The sequence below is a fragment of the Lentibacter algarum genome (assembly GCF_040580765.1).
In the GTDB taxonomy this organism is placed as follows: domain Bacteria; phylum Pseudomonadota; class Alphaproteobacteria; order Rhodobacterales; family Rhodobacteraceae; genus Lentibacter; species Lentibacter algarum.
In genome coordinates, this window is record NZ_CP158687.1 from 685,531 (window position 1) to 701,619 (window position 16,089).

The window sequence follows — 16,089 nt, forward strand, 5'->3', positions numbered from 1 at the left end:
CAAATTAATTTGAACATATGGGACTGGCGCTGATGGCTTCTCGAATTTTGGTGATTGGAATTGTGATGCTGGCACTACTTTCAGGGGCAGCGATCTACTATCTGCAGGTCTATGCCTACTATGAGAGCATTGTACCGGAAGGTGAGACGGATGTCATGCTTACGTCACTGGTGAGCGGTACACCTGAGCCAATCCTCTACGACGCTTTTGAGGCTATCACAGCGACAAGCTCTCCGATCCGCTATCGTGCGTGCTTCACCACACCTCAAAGTGTAGCGCTTTTGAGTGAGACCTATGAGTATTATGAAAACGCAGAACCGCTGCTCGCCCCGAGTTGGTTTAATTGCTTTGATGCAAAGGCCGTCGGAGTGGCCCTCGAAAATGAAGAAGCCGTGGCTTTCCTCGGAGAACAGAACATCGAGTATGGCATAGACCGCGTTGTGGCCATTTTGCCGGATGGAAGAGGTTTTGTTTGGCATCAAATAAATGAATGTGGCGCTGAAGTTTTTGATGGCAAACCCGTGCCTGAAGGCTGCCCCGAGAAACCGTGATATAAGAAAGAGCAGTCCATGCCTAATCTGCTAATAGAACTTTTTTCCGAAGAAATACCTGCTCGTATGCAAGCAGGGGCTGCGGAGAATCTTAAAACTCTTGTTACAAATGGTTTGGTCGAAGCTGGCCTGACTTACTCCGGCGCAAAAGCTTTTAGCACGCCACGCCGTTTGGCTCTCGCGGTAGAGGGCGTTTCTGCCGAGAGTCCAACGGTGCGCGAAGAGCGAAAAGGGCCGAAAGTTGGAGCACCAGAGAAAGCGATTGAGGGATTTCTGCGAGGAGCGGGAATCTCACGAGGCGATCTTGAGGAGCGAGAGACACCTAAAGGTGCGATTTACTTTGCAACGATCGAGAAAGAGGGAAGAGCTGCTGAAGCTATTATCGCCGAAACGCTTGAGGCGACGATCCGTAACTTTCCCTGGCCAAAGTCGATGCGCTGGGGAGACGGTAGCTTGCGTTGGGTGCGTCCGCTTCACTCGATCATCTGTCTTTTTGAAGATGAAGCGGGAAGCCGCGTAATTGATTTTGAAATCGATGGAATAAAGTCAGGGGCGACAACCGAAGGCCATCGCTTCATGGCTCCCAAGAGATTTTCAGTGACATCTTTTGATGATTATGAGGCGCAGTTAAAGCGTGCTTTTGTAGTGCTGAACGCGAAAGAACGCGCAGACGACATTTTGCAGGACGCAACCAATCAGGCATTTGCCAATGGTCTAGAGCTTGTTGAAGACAACGGATTATTGATGGAGGTGGCTGGTCTCGTCGAGTGGCCTGTCGTCTTGATGGGTAGTATTGATGAGACTTTTCTAGATTTGCCACCCGAGGTTCTGCAGACTTCGATGAAAGAACACCAAAAGTTTTTCTCGGTGAGGAATCCAAAAACAAATCGTATCGAACGTTTTGTGACGGTCGCCAATAAACGAACTTCCGACAATGGGGCAACGATCCTTGCTGGCAATCAAAAGGTGTTGGCCGCTAGATTGAGTGATGCGAAGTTTTTTTGGGAGAACGACCTGCGCGTCGCCAAAGATGGTATCGAAACGTGGACTGCTCAGCTGTCCAATGTAACGTTTCACAACAAGCTTGGATCTCAAGCCGAACGAATTGAGCGCATTTCCGCATTGGCGCGTGATCTAGCCCCATTTGTTGGCGCTGATGAAGATAATGCAGAGAAATCAGCAAAGCTGGCCAAAGCGGATCTGAGTTCAGAAATGGTTTATGAATTTCCCGAATTGCAGGGCCTTATGGGGCGCTATTATGCAAAGGCCGCAGGATTATCTGATGAAATTGCTGCCGTTTCTGAAGAGCACTATGCGCCTCTTGGGCCGTCAGACAACGTTCCGAGTGCACCTCTATCTGTGATCGTTGCTTTGGCGGACAAGATCGATACTTTGACTGGCTTTTGGGCGGTTTCTGAAAAGCCAACTGGCTCAAAAGATCCGTTCGCTCTTCGACGCGCAGCACTTGGGGTGATCCGATTGGTGCGTGAAAATAACCTTTCGCTTAGATTAGAGCGCTTCGTTTCATTACAGCTGGTACGCCACAAAATTGGTATTTTAGGCAGCTCAAATTCTGATGACACGGATCTTTTGCGTCAAGTTCTCGCGGAAATGGGTACACATGGTGCCTTTGACGCGGCATATCGCGTGATTGAGGGAAAAGGAGATGGCAGTGCCGACTTCAAGCAGTTGGGGCAAGACTTACCTGATACGTTGTGTGATTTGATGAGTTTCTTTCACGATCGCCTTAAGGTGCATCTGAAAGATGAAGGTATACGGCATGACGTTATCGATGCCTGTTTGGCTAACCCTCAAAATGATGATCTGCGGTTGATTGCCGAGCGAGCGACAGCTTTAGAGCGTGTCCTGAATACCGAAGAAGGGGCGAACCTTGTTCAAGGGTTTAAGCGCGCGAATAACATTTTGAAGCAAGCTGAACTCAAGGATGGCGTTGAGTATAGCTATGGTGCTGATTTCAAGTATGCCGAGACTGACGAAGAAAAGGTTCTGTTTACTGCCTTGGATCAGGCGGCAGAGGCCATTGCGGCGTCTCTCGCTCTTGGGGATCATGCGGGCGCAATGGCTGCTATGGCAGAGCTACGTCATCCGGTTGATGCATTCTTTGAGGCGGTACAGATAAATGTCGACAACGAAGTGCTGAGGCGTAACAGGCTCAATCTCTTGAGCCGCATTAGAAGTGTATGTGGACAAGTCGCAGATTTGGCCCAACTTGAAGGCTAAGCTTGCGCTGCTTTCAGAACTAGAGTTAATGTGCCGCAGTGCAGAAAGATAACGCAAATATTACGCTGATCACTGCTTCAGCGCCGATAGCTTCTAAAACGCACGGCGGAAGAGCAAAGTGTCTGCAGCGTCTCGTCAGGCTAGATTTGCCTGTTCCGAGAACTGTTGCCTTGTCGTTCCAGTCTGTTCATGCAATTGCAGCAGGCCGATTACCAGAAATGGCAACATTGCTTGCACCTTTTGGTGAGAGCCCGCTTTTGTGTGTGAGGCCGTCTTCTGAAGATCCTGATTGGGGTGGGCCTGGCGCAATCCTCAATATTGGTATGAATGACGCCCTATATGTCGAGTTTTGTGATGTTTTGGGGCCGGAGGCCGCTGCGCAAATCTATCTCCGCTTCGTTCAGGCCTATGCGATACATGTTGCCAGGCTAGACCCTGACTTGTTTGAGGGGATTGAGGCTGATGGCCAAGAAGGCTTGTCTGCCGCTCTAAAGGCCTACGAAGATGAGGCTGAGGAGCCGTTTCCGCAGGAGCCTTCTGTGCAACTTGCCGCCGTCTTGCGTTCTATGGCGCGAGCATGGGAAGGGACCACAGCGCGATTATTGCGCCAAGCAAAAGGTGCTCCTGCTGATGCAGGGTTGGGTCTTGTCGTTCAGCAGATGGTTTTTGGCATTGGGGCTGGTGAAAGCGGGTCTGGTGTTATCCAGCTCGTAGATTCCGCTACAGGGCAAGCTCAGATAACTGGGCGCTACCTGTCACAAAGCCAAGGGCGTGATGCTCTACAAAAGGGGGCTGCAGCGCTGTTCCTGGAAGTGGATGAACGCGGACCCTCCTTGGAGGAACTTGCTCCTGAGGCATTTTCCGCACTTAAGGCTTATACTGCATTGATGCGTGAAAAACTGCGTGAAGAAATGCAGGCTGAGTTTGCTGTAGAGAATGGTAAAGTACATCTGCTTGATGGCGTACGCATTTCTCGATCGGCGCGTGCAGCCGTTCGGATCGCAGTAGACTTGGCAAATGACAGGATCATTCCTCGCGAAGAAGCATTGTTGCGCGTCGAACCACGCGCTTTGAACGAGCTGCTACACAGACAGATTGACCCTCATGCAAAACGGGACCGTATCGCAACAGGAGTTGCAGCAAGTCCAGGAGCAGCAACTGGCCGTATTGTCTTTACGTCTTCCGAAGCACAGGCCAGCGCCGCAAGAGCCGAGCCTTGCGTCTTGGTGCGTCGGGAAACATCACCTGAAGATATCCGGGGAATGCATGTTGCAGTCGCAGTGCTGACAGAGCGGGGCGGGATGACAAGCCACGCGGCAGTTATTGGACGTGGTATGGGGCTCCCTTGCGTTGTTGGAGCGTCAAGCCTGGTGTTCAACCTTCAAAAAAAGACACTGACATCTTCGGATGGCCGCGTGTTTAAAGAAGGGGACACTATAACGGTTGATGGGACCTCTGGAGATGTATTGGTTGGCGAACCCGCTATGCTCGAGGCGACTCATGATGATGCTTTTCTAGAGTTAATGGAGTGGTCTGACGCGGCACGTGATATTGGAGTGCGGGCGAACGCAGATACACCAAATGATGCTATAACTGCTCGCAATTTTGGTGCGGAAGGTATTGGCCTCTGCCGAACAGAACATATGTTTTTTGAAGCCGATCGTTTGACACCAATGCGGGAAATGATCTTTGCGGATAAGCCACAAGACCGTCGCGCTGCGCTCGAACGTCTTTTGCCAATGCAGCGCGATGATTTCACCGAGCTGTTTCGTATCATGCAGGGAAAACCTGTATGTATTCGATTGCTTGATCCTCCACTCCACGAATTTTTACCCCACGATAAAGTTGGGTGCAGAGAGCTTGCCGAAGCTTTGGACCTACCTTTGTCTGATGTGACGCGCCGTGTTGAAGCACTCGGCGAGTACAATCCTATGCTGGGTATGCGTGGGGTCCGTTTGGGTGTGACCGTTCCAGAAATTTACGATATGCAAGCGCGAGCCATTTTTGAGGCAACGATCGCCGCCAGTCGAGATGGTGACCCAGTTGTGCCAGAAATCATGATTCCCCTGGTGTCTGCGATGCGCGAGGTTGAACTTGTCAAAACGCGCATTGATGCTGTGGCTGCCGCCGTGCGTACAGAAACAGGCGAAGATTTCGAGTTTCGTTTGGGTGTGATGGTTGAGACGCCGCGAGCAGCTCTGAGAGCAGAAGAAATCGCCCCATATGTTTCCTTTCTAAGTTTTGGAACAAACGATCTTACTCAAATGACTTATGGATTGTCGCGAGATGATGCCGGGCGATTTATGTCTACTTACGTTCAGCAGGGAGTTTATCCAGAAGATCCGTTCCACACGTTGGATATTGAAGGTGTCGGTGAGCTTCTCGAAATTGGAGCGACAAGAGGACGTAAAGCCGAGCCTGACCTTGTTCTTTCTATTTGCGGGGAACACGGGGGAAACCCTGAATCGATTGCTTTTTGTAGAAACGCGGGCTTCAATTATGTTTCTTGTTCACCGTTTCGCGTGCCTGTGGCTCGATTGGCTGCAGCGCAGCTCGCGTTGCGGGACAAGATAGGGTAGGCACTTCCCACTCAAACGCTAAATGACTGGTTGGTTTTTGTGATCGGCGTAAATCCGCAACATCACGATGCCACGCGTGAGCCAGTGAACTTGCGTCATTGTTGCAAACCGCTTAAAAATCGGCCGGTCTTTCATGAGACCATGATATTATTAGGAGGCCTGCGGATGCTGAGGCTTGTCTGTGCTATTGCTCTGGGTGCCGTTTTAGGTCTCCCTGCTGCGGCTGATGTTTCTATTAAGCGCTTGTTTGATAGAGAGCAAAAATCACTTAATGCTATTCCTCAAGATCGTTTGGCAACTCTTCTAGAAAGATCAAACGAAGCCAAAGCCTCCTACGGAGGAGTTAATTATACTCACGAGTGGCTCTCCAATCAGCCTCGGGCAAGTGGTGGCAAAGAATGGCGTTGCCTTGCAGAAGCACTGTATTTTGAGGCGCGTGGTGAGAGTGTGAAAGGGCAGTTTGCCGTTGCCGAAGTTATCATGAACCGTGTGAAAAGCGCTCGATATCCTGATACTATTTGTGGGGTGGTTCACCAAGGAACAGGACGAAAATATGCTTGTCAGTTCACTTACACGTGTGATGGCAATGCAGAAATCATTTCAGAGCCAAAGGCTTTTGAGCGCGTAGGAAAAATTGCCAAAGTGATGGCAAAGGGGGCAGAGCGCCCCTTAACGAAGGGTGCTACGCACTATCACACGAAGTCAGTCAATCCACGTTGGGCTAGTAAATTCCCTCGGACCGCAACGATTGGGTATCATCATTTTTACAAGCAGCCCAAACGCATTTCCAGCAACTGACGCGATGCTAAGCGGTTATGTGTGTTCGCTTGGGGTTTACCTGACGTCTGTGCAGTGTATAGGCGGGACAAGCCTAATTTGGGGAGCCCAGCACTGTGAGTAGCGAAATAGCACAAGCTTTTGATCATCCTGACGCGCGGTCGCGGGCGACTTTGCTCGATTCGCCTTTGGACCGTATTTCGCTACGAGATCATATTGTTGATGTCGAAATCGGCGCGTTCCAAGCCGAGCGTGGAACGACGCAGCGAATTAGCTTTAATGTCGTGGTTGAGGTTTTGCCAACAAGTGATGATGTTGACGATGATGTCGATAAGATACTGTCTTATGACAAGGTCACTGAAGCGATCACAATTGCGCTTAGAGAAGAACGCCTAAATCTTCTTGAAACCTTAGCGGACCGTGTCGCCGAGCGTATTCTATGGGAACCTCAAGCACAGCGCACTTTTGTACGAATTGAGAAACTCGATCGTGGTTCTGGAGCGCTCGGTGTTGAAATCGTACGCTCAAAGTCCAAGCAGAATGTTGTTTGCTCAGAAGAGACAATTGTAAGACCGACAGTTATTTTTCTGACCAATGAGGCAATTGAATCTGCTCATTTGAAAGGGTGGATTGATCAACTTGAAGCAACTCCTACGCCCACTCTCATTTGTGTTGGTGCGCCTCAAGTTGCTACACCAAAAGCCCAAGCAGCTTTGGCGCAGCGTAGGATAGAACTGTTGGCGATCGAGCAGAATGCGTGGGTCTTAGCAGCCAATGAAACACGTTGTGTCGTTGTGGAGACAAGAACAGAACTTGATTGGGCTATGAAAAACGCTCAAGTGAGTGTTTGGGCTCCATCAAAGATTGTCCTTGATGCGGTAGACGGGCCCTCAAGCGATGTGAATGATGCTCTCGATCTTGCGCTGTGGTTTGCGCAAGAAATGGAAGCCGAGCGTTTTATTGCCGTTGGTGAAATTGTGAACCCTGTGAATTCTTCTATGAAAGTTGACTTGCGAAAAGTGACCGAAGTCGAGCTGTAAGCCTAGATCGAGTTAGTGGGTTTGTGTAGAGATAGAAAATGAGCATATACTATTATCGGCCATTGGTTCAAACAGGCTCTGAACGGCCTCAAGGCGCTTTGCCTCTTGCTGGTGGTATCTGTTGGTTTACGACTGTCGAATTGCTTGAACGGAACAAGCCGTCCGTTTTTGTTCCAGCATCGAGGCTACCAGATGACGTATTGAAGAGACTTACGGCAGCGCGGAAAGAAATTTGTGGGCTAACATTTGAAACCCCGAGGCTCATGGGAATTTTGAACGTAACGCCAGATAGTTTCAGCGATGGTGGGCGCTTCAATGGCGCTGCAATGTCTCTTTTGCATGCGAAAGATATGGTCGAAGCGGGTGCTGACATCATTGATGTTGGTGGCGAAAGTACTCGACCTGGTGCGGTAGAGGTTCCAAGAGAAGCTGAAATCGCGCGGACTGCGCCTGTGATCCAGGCACTCAGAGGTATTTTGGATGTGCCGATCTCCATCGACACACGCAAGGCAGCAGTTGCTGAGGCGGCCTATGATGCCGGTGCAAACATGGTGAATGACGTGTCTGGCTTTACGTTTGACTCCGCACTCGGTCCTTTTTGCGCATCAAACGATCTGCCAGTTTTTGTGATGCATTCGCAAGGTGAGCCTGAGACGATGCAAAACAACCCTATTTATGAAAATGTAATTTTCGATGTGTATGATTTTCTCGAAGCGAGAGTGGATGCTTTGGTCGCGGCTGGGATAGCACGTGAACGTATTGTCATTGACCCGGGAATTGGGTTTGGAAAAAAGATCGAGCATAATCTTTCCTTGATGTCTAACTTGAGCATTTTTCATGGGCTCGGTTGCGCCATATTGTTGGGCGTATCACGCAAGGGCTTTATTCGCACGATTGGTGGCGGTGAAGAACCTAGTGCACGCATGCCTGGTTCCGTTGCTTTAGCTTTGGCGGGTGTCTCCCAAGGGGTACAGCTGCTCCGTGTACATGATGTTTTTGAGACGAAGCAGGCACTGCAACTTTGGTTGGCAGTCATAAAAGGAAATTTACGATGACACGAGAGCTTTTTGGAACAGATGGTGTGCGCGGAACGGCAAACACTTACCCGATGACGGCTGAGATGGCTCTGAAAATAGGCGCTGCGGTCGGTCGTTACTTTCGCAAAGACAGTTCTGTCGCGCATCGGGTGGTGATTGGTAAAGATACGCGTCTCTCTGGCTACATGTTCGAAAGCGCTCTAACGGCGGGTTTGACGAGCACAGGTATGAACGTATTGTTGCTTGGTCCAATTCCGACGCCTGCTGTTGGCCTGCTGACAACTTCGATGCGGGCTGACTTGGGTGTGATGATTTCTGCTAGCCACAACCCTGCTGTCGACAATGGAATAAAGTTTTTTGGGCCAGATGGTTTTAAGCTCTCTGATGAGGCTGAACTCGAAATAGAAGCATTGGTGCAAGCTGGCGTAGAGCCTGCTCAATCACGCAATATTGGACGGGCCAAGCGAATTGATGACGGGCTTTTCCGGTATATTGAAAGAGTTAAGTCGACTTTCCCCAACGGTATGCGGCTGGATGGCATAAAGGTTGTCATCGATTGCGCTCATGGCGCGGCTTATAAAGCTGCACCAGAAGTTCTTTGGGAGCTGGGCGCCGAAGTTATTACCGTCGGCACGTCTCCAAACGGTTTCAACATCAACCAAAATTGTGGTTCAACGCAGCCGCGTGTGGCAGCTGAAGCGGTTGTTTCTAATGGCGCTGATTTGGGTATTTGCCTCGATGGAGATGCTGATCGTGTGCTCTTAATTGATGAAACAGGTGCAGTGGCTGATGGCGATCAAATTATGGCACTTTTTGCGTCTCGATGGGCGCGCGAGGGGAGCCTGAAAGGCAATTCTTTGGTCGCGACCGTAATGTCAAATTTAGGCCTCGAGCAGTTTCTCGGTGGTGAAGGCATTGGGCTAGAGCGGACAAATGTAGGCGATAGGTACGTTGTGGAACGCATGCGTAGCGGCGGGTTTAATCTTGGTGGCGAGCAATCAGGTCATATCGTGATGACTGATTATGCCACGACAGGTGATGGCTTGATGGCCGCACTCCAATTTCTTGCGGCATTGGTGCAGTCTGGTCTTCGCGCGTCTGAGCTGGCGAATGTTTTTGAGCCTGTACCGCAATTGTTAAAAAACGTTCGGTTTGAAAAAGGTCAGACACCTCTTGATGATGAAGCAGTTCAAACGGAGATATTGCGTGTGGAAAGCGTACTTTCTGGCCGCGGGCGTCTTTTGATACGCAAATCGGGCACGGAGCCGCTGGTTCGTGTTATGGCAGAGTGCGAAGATGAAGGGCTGCTTCATCAATCTGTTGATGCGATCGTATCGGCAATTGAGGCCGTACTCTAGGAGCGATTAAAGAGCCGAGTAAGAGCGCCATATTGTGTCAAGCCAACGCCAAGTAAGATAAGCATGAGTGACAGAATTAGACTGCTGGGTAAGGCCTCTGACAGGACTAAGGCTCCCAAAAGAACCGACCAAATTGGAACCTGATAGTTTGTTAGGCTCATGAACACGGGGCCCGCTGTTCTGATTACCCAAACACGCAAAAAATTTGCACCAGCTGTTGGAATTAAGCCCAGAAAGGCTAATATCAGAAGGGTTCGGCTGTCAGGTAATTCAGGCAAGCCTTCGCTCGCGTAGGCGACGGGTATGACGATTAACGAACCAAAGACAAGAGGGACTGCGGCAAGACCTATGGGATCCACTGCCGGCAGACGGCGCATTACAATTGAGCTTACTGCATAGCACGCGGCAGCCCCTAAGCAGGCAAGACGCCCAAGTGTTTCCAGTTCTGAGCCAGTAGATGTAAACGCGTTTCCACCGATCAAGATAACCACTCCGCAAAAACCGACTGTCAGCCCAAGGGTTTTCCTTAATGTCATTCGCTCGCCGGCAACCAAAAAATGGGATAATGGAAGAACCAAGAGTGCGACGGCCGCCATCGAGACACCTGCGAAGCCCGAAGTTACATATTGTAACCCCCAACTTAGTAGCATGAAGGGGAGTGCAGAGGAGGCTATCCCGACAATTATGAGGGAGCCCCATGCTTGATGTGAGCTCAGCCAAAGCTTCCGGCCCAAAATGCTCCAAATGACAAGCGTCAAGAGCGTCGCAAACCCGATGCGCGCCGCAGCAATCCAGAATGGTGTCATTGTTTGCAACGCCAGCTCGATTACTAAAAATGTTCCGCCCCAAACAAAGCCTAGAAGCAAAATTGAAAGCCAGCTGATGGCCGTAATGTTTGGGCTGTCTGACATTCTTTTCCTTTTTGAGCAGAGCAAGCGGCTCTCGGTTGATGCGCATCGAACTGTCTAAGTGTTTAGAGCAAAAAAGGCGCCGCAATGGGCGCCTTTTTCGATAGTAGGATTTGCACCCTTTAGTTCTTTTCTTTGTCGACCATTTTCCCGGCAGAAATCCAAGGCATCATGCCACGCAATTTCGCCCCGGTTTCTTCGATCATGTGCTCGTCGTTGGCACGACGTGATGCTTTGATCGTTGGCTGCCCAACGGCATTTTCAAGCATGAAGTCACGAACAAATTTACCTTGCTGGATGTCTTCTAGCACAGCTTTCATGCGGGCTTTGGTTTCGTCGTATTTCAAGATCCGTGGACCAGTGACATACTGACCATATTCAGCAGTGTTTGAGATTGAGTAGTCCATGTTGGCGATGCCGCCTTCATAGATCAAGTCTACGATCAGCTTTACTTCGTGCAAGCATTCAAAGTAGGCCATCTCAGGCGCATAGCCAGCTTCAACGAGTGTTTCAAAACCACAACGGATCAATTCTACAAGACCGCCGCACAAAACTGCCTGCTCACCAAATAGGTCTGTTTCGCACTCTTCACGGAAGTTAGTTTCGATAATGCCCGAGCGGCCCCCACCGATGGCGGAGCAATATGATAGACCAATCTCGAGAGCTTTTCCTGAGGCGTCGTTGTCAATGGCCACAAGGCATGGCACGCCGCCGCCTTTGGTATATTCACCACGCACAGTGTGTCCTGGGCCTTTAGGTGCCATCATGATCACGTCTACGCCTTCTTTTGGCTCAATCAAGCCGAAGTGGACATTGAGGCCGTGAGCAAAGGCAATCGCCGCACCCGGCTTGATGTTGTCGTGGACGTATTTCTTGTAAGTTTCGGCCTGAAGCTCATCAGGCATTGTGAACATGATCACATCACACCAAGCGGCAGCTTCAGCAATCCCCATAACTTTGAGGCCTTCACCTTCAGCTTTTTTTGCTGAGGCAGAACCTTCGCGCAGGGCAACAACAAGGTTTTTGGCGCCGCTGTCGCGTAGGTTCAGCGCATGTGCGTGACCTTGTGAACCGTAACCAAGGATGGCTACTTTCATATCTTTGATGAGGTTAATGTCGCAATCGCGGTCGTAGTAAACGCGCATGGTGTGTTCCTTTTGTGCTTCGAAAATGTTAGTTCTAGCTTACCTACACTTGAATTGATCAGGCTGCCAGATTTGATTGAAAATTGTCTATTTTTAGTATATTTATGCTCTGATTTATAAATTTATGGATTTTTTATGCTTGATGATGTGGATCGCCGTATCCTAAGGCAATTTCAAGCAGCGCCCGATGTGTCGATCGCTGAACTTGCTGACCGCTGTTCTTTAACAACAGCAAGTTGTTGGCGGCGGCTTGAAAAGCTGGAAAGTAGCGGTGTAATTCTTGGCCAAGAGGTCGTCGTTGATTGGCAGGCGCTTGGTTTTGCGGTGGAGGTCAGCCTGCGCATTACGCTTGATAAGACCCAAACAACAGCATTTGATGAGTTTCTGGCGAAGGCGCGCACTGTTCCTGAAGTTTTAGAAATTCAGACGTTCTTGGGGAGAGTCGATGTTCGACTTTTGGTGATCGCGCGAGACATGACGCACTATCAGGAAGTCTACCGCTCACGTATTCTTTCACTCCCGCATATAGCAGATATCGAAGCGCTTATGCATGTCGCTAGGATAAAGTCTCAAGAGGCTTTGCCAGTATGATTGAGGTCGACGAGATAGATCGAAAAATTCTGCGCGCTTTGGTTCGTGACGCAAGCAAGAGCAGCAAGTCTCTCGGGGAAGAGTTGGGGTTGTCTCAGCCAGCTGTTTGGCGACGTATCAAGCGCCTCAAGGACAACGGTGCGATTGTCGGGAGGCGGTTGCGACTTGATCGTGAAAAACTTGGCTTAGGCGTTATGGTGTTTCTTGGGGTGAAACTTGCGGCTAAGGGGCGGGTCAGTCTCGAGGATTTTGAACGAGCAGTTTCAGCCATTCCTGAAGTCGTCAGTGTGGAGCATGTTCTTGGGCTTTACGATTATCGGCTCAAAGTTGTCGCACGTGATATTCCCGATTTTGAACGAGTGTTAAGGCGCCGTATTATGACTCTTCCAGGCGCAGGCCAAGTGGAAGCAAATGTTCTTTTGAGTGAAGAGTATAGATACGGTCCGCTATAGGGCACAGAACAGGCTGGTCGGAGTGGTGTCTTGTTGCTAGGAAGGCTGAGAAGCTTCAAAATTGGAGGCCAATATGGCATTGCTCAAAACAGTTGACCCTGAAGGACTCGATGAATTTTCAGTGGTTTTTACCGACCGCTCGCTAAATCATATGAGCGCTCGCTTTAGAGGGGTCATGACAGATATCTCGGCAATGCTTAAAGATGTTTATGCTGCTGATTCCGTTGCGCTGATCCCTGGCGGAGGTACATTTGCGATGGAGGCTGTTGCGCGTCAATTCGGAGCTTCGGCGCATGCACTTGTCGTCCGGAATGGTTGGTTTTCCTTCCGCTGGAGTCAAATCTTTGACGCTGGTAACTTTGCTTCTGAGGTAAGTGTCTATAAAGCCCGTCAGACTGGAAATGGTGCGCAAACGCCCTTTGCACCTGCTCCGATCGAAGACGTTGTCGCTGCCATTCAAGATACAAAGCCAGATGTTGTGTTCGCGCCGCATGTTGAAACGTCGGCGGGGCTTATACTGCCCGATGACTATATTAACGCTATGGCGAAAGCCGCGCACGATGTCGGAGCACTTATGATTCTTGATTGCATCGCATCTGGCTGTGCGTGGGTCGATATGAAAAAGACTGGTGTGGATGTTCTAATTTCGGCGCCCCAGAAAGGTTGGTCAGCCTCCCCGTCGGCAGGCCTTGTGATGATGTCGCAAAGGGCTGTGGAACGGCTTGAAAAGACAACTTCGGATAGCTTTGCAATTGATTTGAAAAAATGGCGTGACATCATGAAGGCGTATGAAAGTGGAGGGCATGCCTATCATGCCACGATGCCAACGGATGCGTTGGTGATGTTCCGTGACACAATGGTTGAAACACGTGATTTTGGCTTCGACAAGTTGGAAGAGGCGCAGTGGGCTCTGGGGCAGGGTGTTAGGGAGATGTTAAAGGCGAAAGGCATTAATTCGGTCGCAGCAGATGGATTTGGCGCTCCTGGGGTTGTTGTAAGCTATACCAACGATCCGGACATTCAGAATGGTAAGAAGTTTTCCGAGGAGGGTATGCAAATTGCAGCTGGCGTGCCTCTTGCTTGCGATGAACCTGAAGGCTTTATGACCTTCCGTCTTGGCCTATTCGGCCTAGACAAACTATATGATGTGGAAGGCACATTAGCGCGTTTGAAAACGGTCATAGACAAGGTTCTCTAGTCTTTAGCGCCCAGGCCTACTTTCATTAAGGATTTGCGCAGTGGAGAAAAGCCGTAAATTAGATTGAGGCCTAATGCCCTGATATCGCGCAGCGGTCTGGAAGACAGCATCGATGCTCGGTTCAGGGCATCAATTCCCAAAAAACGCATGCGAACGTCGGGATGGCGTGACCTGTGGTATTTTGTGAGCATCGTACTGTCGCCGATCTCACTTGGAGAGGCTTTGGCTAACTCATAGAGCGATTTGACGTCATTTAATGACATGTTGAGGCCTTGCGCTCCGATCGGAGGGACGACATGGGCCGCTTCCGCTATCAGAGCAGTTCGTTCAGCCGACATTGCTTTGGCATATTGGGAGATAATTGGCCAAGCTGTTCTTGGGCTGTTCAGTGAAAGTGGCCCCAGCAATAAGCAAGAGCGCTCATTCATCGCTTGCTCGAAGTCTTTAACTGAAATTTTTTGAAGACGTAGAGCTTCAGGACTTCGCTCCATCCATACGATTGCAGAGGCCGGTGATCCTTCGTGATCTGGCAATGGCACCATAGTGAAAGGGCCACCTGACCTGTGGATTTCGGTGGAAACATTCTTGTGTGGGATTGGATGTGTTACGGTGAATGCAAGCGCGTGCTGACCATACCGAACAGTTTTTGTCTCAATTCCGACAGCCTTTCGTACAGCTGAATTGCGCCCATCAGCTGCAATAAGAAGCTTTGCTTCTAGGCTATCACCATTGGATAGTGCGATTTTGGCGCAATCATGTCGCGTGAGAACACCTTCGACTGCGACACCCGTCAAAAAGGTTATGTTCTCTAGTTCACTAATTTTTATAAGGCATTCCCGCCGCAGCAGCCAGTTTGGAAAATTCCAACCAAATGGTAGGTCAGAGATATCGCTTGCGTCGAACTCAGATCTTATGCGTGGTTCTGACTTATCGCCCCCAGCATCAATAATTCGCATAATTTGCAATGGCGATGCAAAGGGCTGAAGACGTTCCCATAGGCCTATTTCGAGGAGAAGCTTTCGCGCAGGCTGCAAAAATGCGGTTGAGCGCATATCGGCATCTTGGCATAGCTTATTTGTAACGGGAGCAGTCGGATCCACACAAACGGTTTTATATCCAAGCGAGGCAAAGCTGATAGCTGCGATCATCCCAGCTATGCCACCTCCTGCGACGCAAACATCCGTTTGACTTACCGACATCTCAGCGTTCCTTCTACCCTATCCTACGATAGCTTGCGGTGGGGTGGTTTCCAAGCGCGCTAGCCGCGTGAAATCAGCACAAGCAAGAACATCAGTATTGGGACAAGACAAACCGCAGGTAAGAACAGCGCTGGTAGGCCCCACTTGGCTATCGCTAAGCCCCACGTGATCAAGGCCATAAAGGTAATGGAGAGAATAACGCGTGTATTGCGGCGCTCGGTCGTTGTGCAAGTGTGGTCGATTTGTGAGGGTTGTGTCATTCTGAACTCCATAAGGTATAGTCGGAGTACATCTATGCGATGCTTTTCTGCGGTAAAGGCGCAGAATGACGCAGTTGGGCACATCTCAGCTCAGTTTTGCTAGGAACGCTGAGATGTCGTCGGTGTGATGCATAATGTGAGGAGCAGGGCTGGAAGTTGGGGCAACGTGAACAGTACGCATACCAAGCGAATGCGGTACTTTAAGATTTCTGCAATCATCTTCAAACATTGCAGATTTTTCAGGTACTAAGCCGGCTTTTCGAAAAACTATTCTATACGCTTCTATATTTGGCTTTGGCGCATAGTCTGCGTGTTCAATTCCAAAAATATCGTCAAACAAAGCATTTAGTCCGCGGGCCTGTAGTACTTTCTCAGCATATGGCTTGCTGCCGTTGGTATACACTATTTTGCGTCCTGGAAGGTTGGCAATGCGGTCTCTTAAAAGAGGGTCGGCCTCAAGTGAAACAAACGAAATGTCATGAACCTCCCGTAGATATGGTTCTGGCTCCACTGCGTGATGTTTCATTAATCCTGCGAGTGTCGTTCCGTATTTCCCCCAATACTTTGCACGCAAATCGTTTGCTTCAGTCTGCGATACTTTGAGTGTTCTTACGATGAAGTTAGTCATCTTAATCTCAATTTGATCGAAAAGCCCCATTTCGACTGGGTACAGGGTCTGATCAAGATCAAAGACCCAAGTATCGATTTTTGAGAAAAGTTTGCGTGTCATCGACGTAGTGTTATGCAGGGTTG

At 49.8% G+C, this 16,089-nt stretch carries 15 protein-coding genes; 10 read left to right on the forward strand and 5 right to left on the reverse strand.

The window, feature by feature from the left end; all coding sequences use genetic code 11:
• Positions 1–32 precede the first annotated feature (32 nt).
• The 7 genes from DSM117340_RS03390 (at position 33) to glmM (ending at position 9,583) form a co-directional block, all read left to right on the forward strand.
• Entirely contained in the window at positions 33–551 is a 519-nt protein-coding gene (locus tag DSM117340_RS03390) for a DUF6446 family protein (protein ID WP_089888954.1), read from the forward strand.
• Positions 552–569: 18 nt separating this feature from the next.
• Positions 570–2,792 carry a glycine--tRNA ligase subunit beta gene (glyS, locus tag DSM117340_RS03395; RefSeq protein WP_089887871.1) on the forward strand — a complete coding sequence of 741 codons (2,223 nt, stop codon included), beginning with the start codon at positions 570–572 and terminating at the stop codon, positions 2,790–2,792.
• Positions 2,793–2,830: 38 nt separating this feature from the next.
• Positions 2,831–5,371 (forward strand): pyruvate, phosphate dikinase, encoded by a 2,541-nt coding sequence (gene ppdK, locus DSM117340_RS03400; RefSeq protein WP_089887872.1) that lies wholly within the window; start codon positions 2,831–2,833, stop codon positions 5,369–5,371.
• Between the two features lie 165 nt (positions 5,372–5,536).
• Positions 5,537–6,169 (forward strand): cell wall hydrolase, encoded by a 633-nt coding sequence (locus DSM117340_RS03405; RefSeq protein ID WP_089887874.1) that lies wholly within the window; start codon positions 5,537–5,539, stop codon positions 6,167–6,169.
• A 95-nt stretch (positions 6,170–6,264) separates the two neighbouring features.
• Complete coding sequence (locus tag DSM117340_RS03410) at positions 6,265–7,188, forward strand: dihydroneopterin aldolase (protein WP_089887876.1); 924 nt, start codon at positions 6,265–6,267, stop codon at positions 7,186–7,188.
• A gap of 44 nt (positions 7,189–7,232) precedes the next feature.
• Positions 7,233–8,243 carry a dihydropteroate synthase gene (gene folP, locus DSM117340_RS03415; protein ID WP_089888957.1) on the forward strand — a complete coding sequence of 337 codons (1,011 nt, stop codon included), beginning with the start codon at positions 7,233–7,235 and terminating at the stop codon, positions 8,241–8,243.
• Positions 8,240–9,583 (forward strand): phosphoglucosamine mutase, encoded by a 1,344-nt coding sequence (glmM, locus tag DSM117340_RS03420; protein WP_089887878.1) that lies wholly within the window; start codon positions 8,240–8,242, stop codon positions 9,581–9,583. Before folP ends, glmM begins: the two co-directional genes overlap by 4 nt.
• On the opposite strand, the gene DSM117340_RS03425 is transcribed toward glmM, so the two are convergent.
• Positions 9,580–10,494 carry a DMT family transporter gene (locus tag DSM117340_RS03425; RefSeq protein ID WP_089887880.1) on the reverse strand — a complete coding sequence of 305 codons (915 nt, stop codon included), beginning with the start codon at positions 10,492–10,494 and terminating at the stop codon, positions 9,580–9,582. The genes glmM and DSM117340_RS03425 overlap by 4 nt on opposite strands.
• A 119-nt stretch (positions 10,495–10,613) precedes the next feature.
• Positions 10,614–11,636: a ketol-acid reductoisomerase gene (gene ilvC / locus DSM117340_RS03430; RefSeq protein ID WP_089887882.1), complete on the reverse strand. Its 1,023-nt coding sequence runs from the start codon at positions 11,634–11,636 to the stop codon at positions 10,614–10,616.
• Between the two features lie 135 nt (positions 11,637–11,771).
• On the opposite strand from ilvC, the gene DSM117340_RS03435 reads away from it, so the two are divergent.
• The 3 genes from DSM117340_RS03435 to DSM117340_RS03445 all read left to right on the forward strand — a co-directional run bounded on the left by DSM117340_RS03435 (position 11,772) and on the right by DSM117340_RS03445 (position 13,877).
• A complete protein-coding gene (locus tag DSM117340_RS03435; RefSeq protein WP_089887884.1) occupies positions 11,772–12,227 on the forward strand; it encodes an Lrp/AsnC family transcriptional regulator in 456 nt (151 codons plus the stop codon).
• Entirely contained in the window at positions 12,224–12,679 is a 456-nt protein-coding gene (locus tag DSM117340_RS03440; RefSeq protein WP_089887886.1) for an Lrp/AsnC family transcriptional regulator, read from the forward strand. The genes DSM117340_RS03435 and DSM117340_RS03440 overlap by 4 nt, the downstream gene beginning before the upstream one ends.
• A gap of 73 nt (positions 12,680–12,752) precedes the next feature.
• The gene (locus tag DSM117340_RS03445; protein ID WP_089887888.1) at positions 12,753–13,877 is read left to right on the forward strand and encodes an aminotransferase class V-fold PLP-dependent enzyme; all 1,125 of its coding nucleotides are present in this window, start codon (positions 12,753–12,755) and stop codon (positions 13,875–13,877) included.
• Here the strand turns inward: DSM117340_RS03445 and DSM117340_RS03450 are convergent.
• From DSM117340_RS03450 to DSM117340_RS03460, 3 genes are all read right to left on the reverse strand, one after another.
• Entirely contained in the window at positions 13,874–15,076 is a 1,203-nt protein-coding gene (locus DSM117340_RS03450; protein WP_089887889.1) for a UbiH/UbiF family hydroxylase, read from the reverse strand. The two genes, DSM117340_RS03445 and DSM117340_RS03450, sit on opposite strands and share 4 nt — an antisense overlap.
• 59 nt (positions 15,077–15,135) lie before the next feature.
• Complete coding sequence (locus tag DSM117340_RS03455; RefSeq protein WP_089887891.1) at positions 15,136–15,336, reverse strand: hypothetical protein; 201 nt, start codon at positions 15,334–15,336, stop codon at positions 15,136–15,138.
• 85 nt (positions 15,337–15,421) lie between these two features.
• Complete coding sequence (locus DSM117340_RS03460) at positions 15,422–16,066, reverse strand: pyrimidine 5'-nucleotidase (protein WP_089887893.1); 645 nt, start codon at positions 16,064–16,066, stop codon at positions 15,422–15,424.
• Positions 16,067–16,089: the final 23 nt, after the last annotated feature.

What these genes read in the sequence shown, in the direction of transcription:
- ilvC (WP_089887882.1), bottom strand. Translation starts at nt 11,636, where the DNA reads ATGCGCGTTTACTACGACCGCGATTGCGACATTAACCTCATCAAAGAT.
- DSM117340_RS03440 (WP_089887886.1), top strand. Translation starts at nt 12,224, where the DNA reads ATGATTGAGGTCGACGAGATAGATCGAAAAATTCTGCGCGCTTTGGTT.
- DSM117340_RS03425 (WP_089887880.1), bottom strand. Translation starts at nt 10,494, where the DNA reads ATGTCAGACAGCCCAAACATTACGGCCATCAGCTGGCTTTCAATTTTG.
- DSM117340_RS03450 (WP_089887889.1), bottom strand. Translation starts at nt 15,076, where the DNA reads ATGTCGGTAAGTCAAACGGATGTTTGCGTCGCAGGAGGTGGCATAGCT.
- DSM117340_RS03445 (WP_089887888.1), top strand. Translation starts at nt 12,753, where the DNA reads ATGGCATTGCTCAAAACAGTTGACCCTGAAGGACTCGATGAATTTTCA.
- DSM117340_RS03460 (WP_089887893.1), bottom strand. Translation starts at nt 16,066, where the DNA reads ATGACACGCAAACTTTTCTCAAAAATCGATACTTGGGTCTTTGATCTT.
- DSM117340_RS03405 (WP_089887874.1), top strand. Translation starts at nt 5,537, where the DNA reads ATGCTGAGGCTTGTCTGTGCTATTGCTCTGGGTGCCGTTTTAGGTCTC.
- DSM117340_RS03435 (WP_089887884.1), top strand. Translation starts at nt 11,772, where the DNA reads ATGCTTGATGATGTGGATCGCCGTATCCTAAGGCAATTTCAAGCAGCG.
- glyS (WP_089887871.1), top strand. Translation starts at nt 570, where the DNA reads ATGCCTAATCTGCTAATAGAACTTTTTTCCGAAGAAATACCTGCTCGT.
- glmM (WP_089887878.1), top strand. Translation starts at nt 8,240, where the DNA reads ATGACACGAGAGCTTTTTGGAACAGATGGTGTGCGCGGAACGGCAAAC.
- DSM117340_RS03390 (WP_089888954.1), top strand. Translation starts at nt 33, where the DNA reads ATGGCTTCTCGAATTTTGGTGATTGGAATTGTGATGCTGGCACTACTT.
- DSM117340_RS03455 (WP_089887891.1), bottom strand. Translation starts at nt 15,336, where the DNA reads ATGACACAACCCTCACAAATCGACCACACTTGCACAACGACCGAGCGC.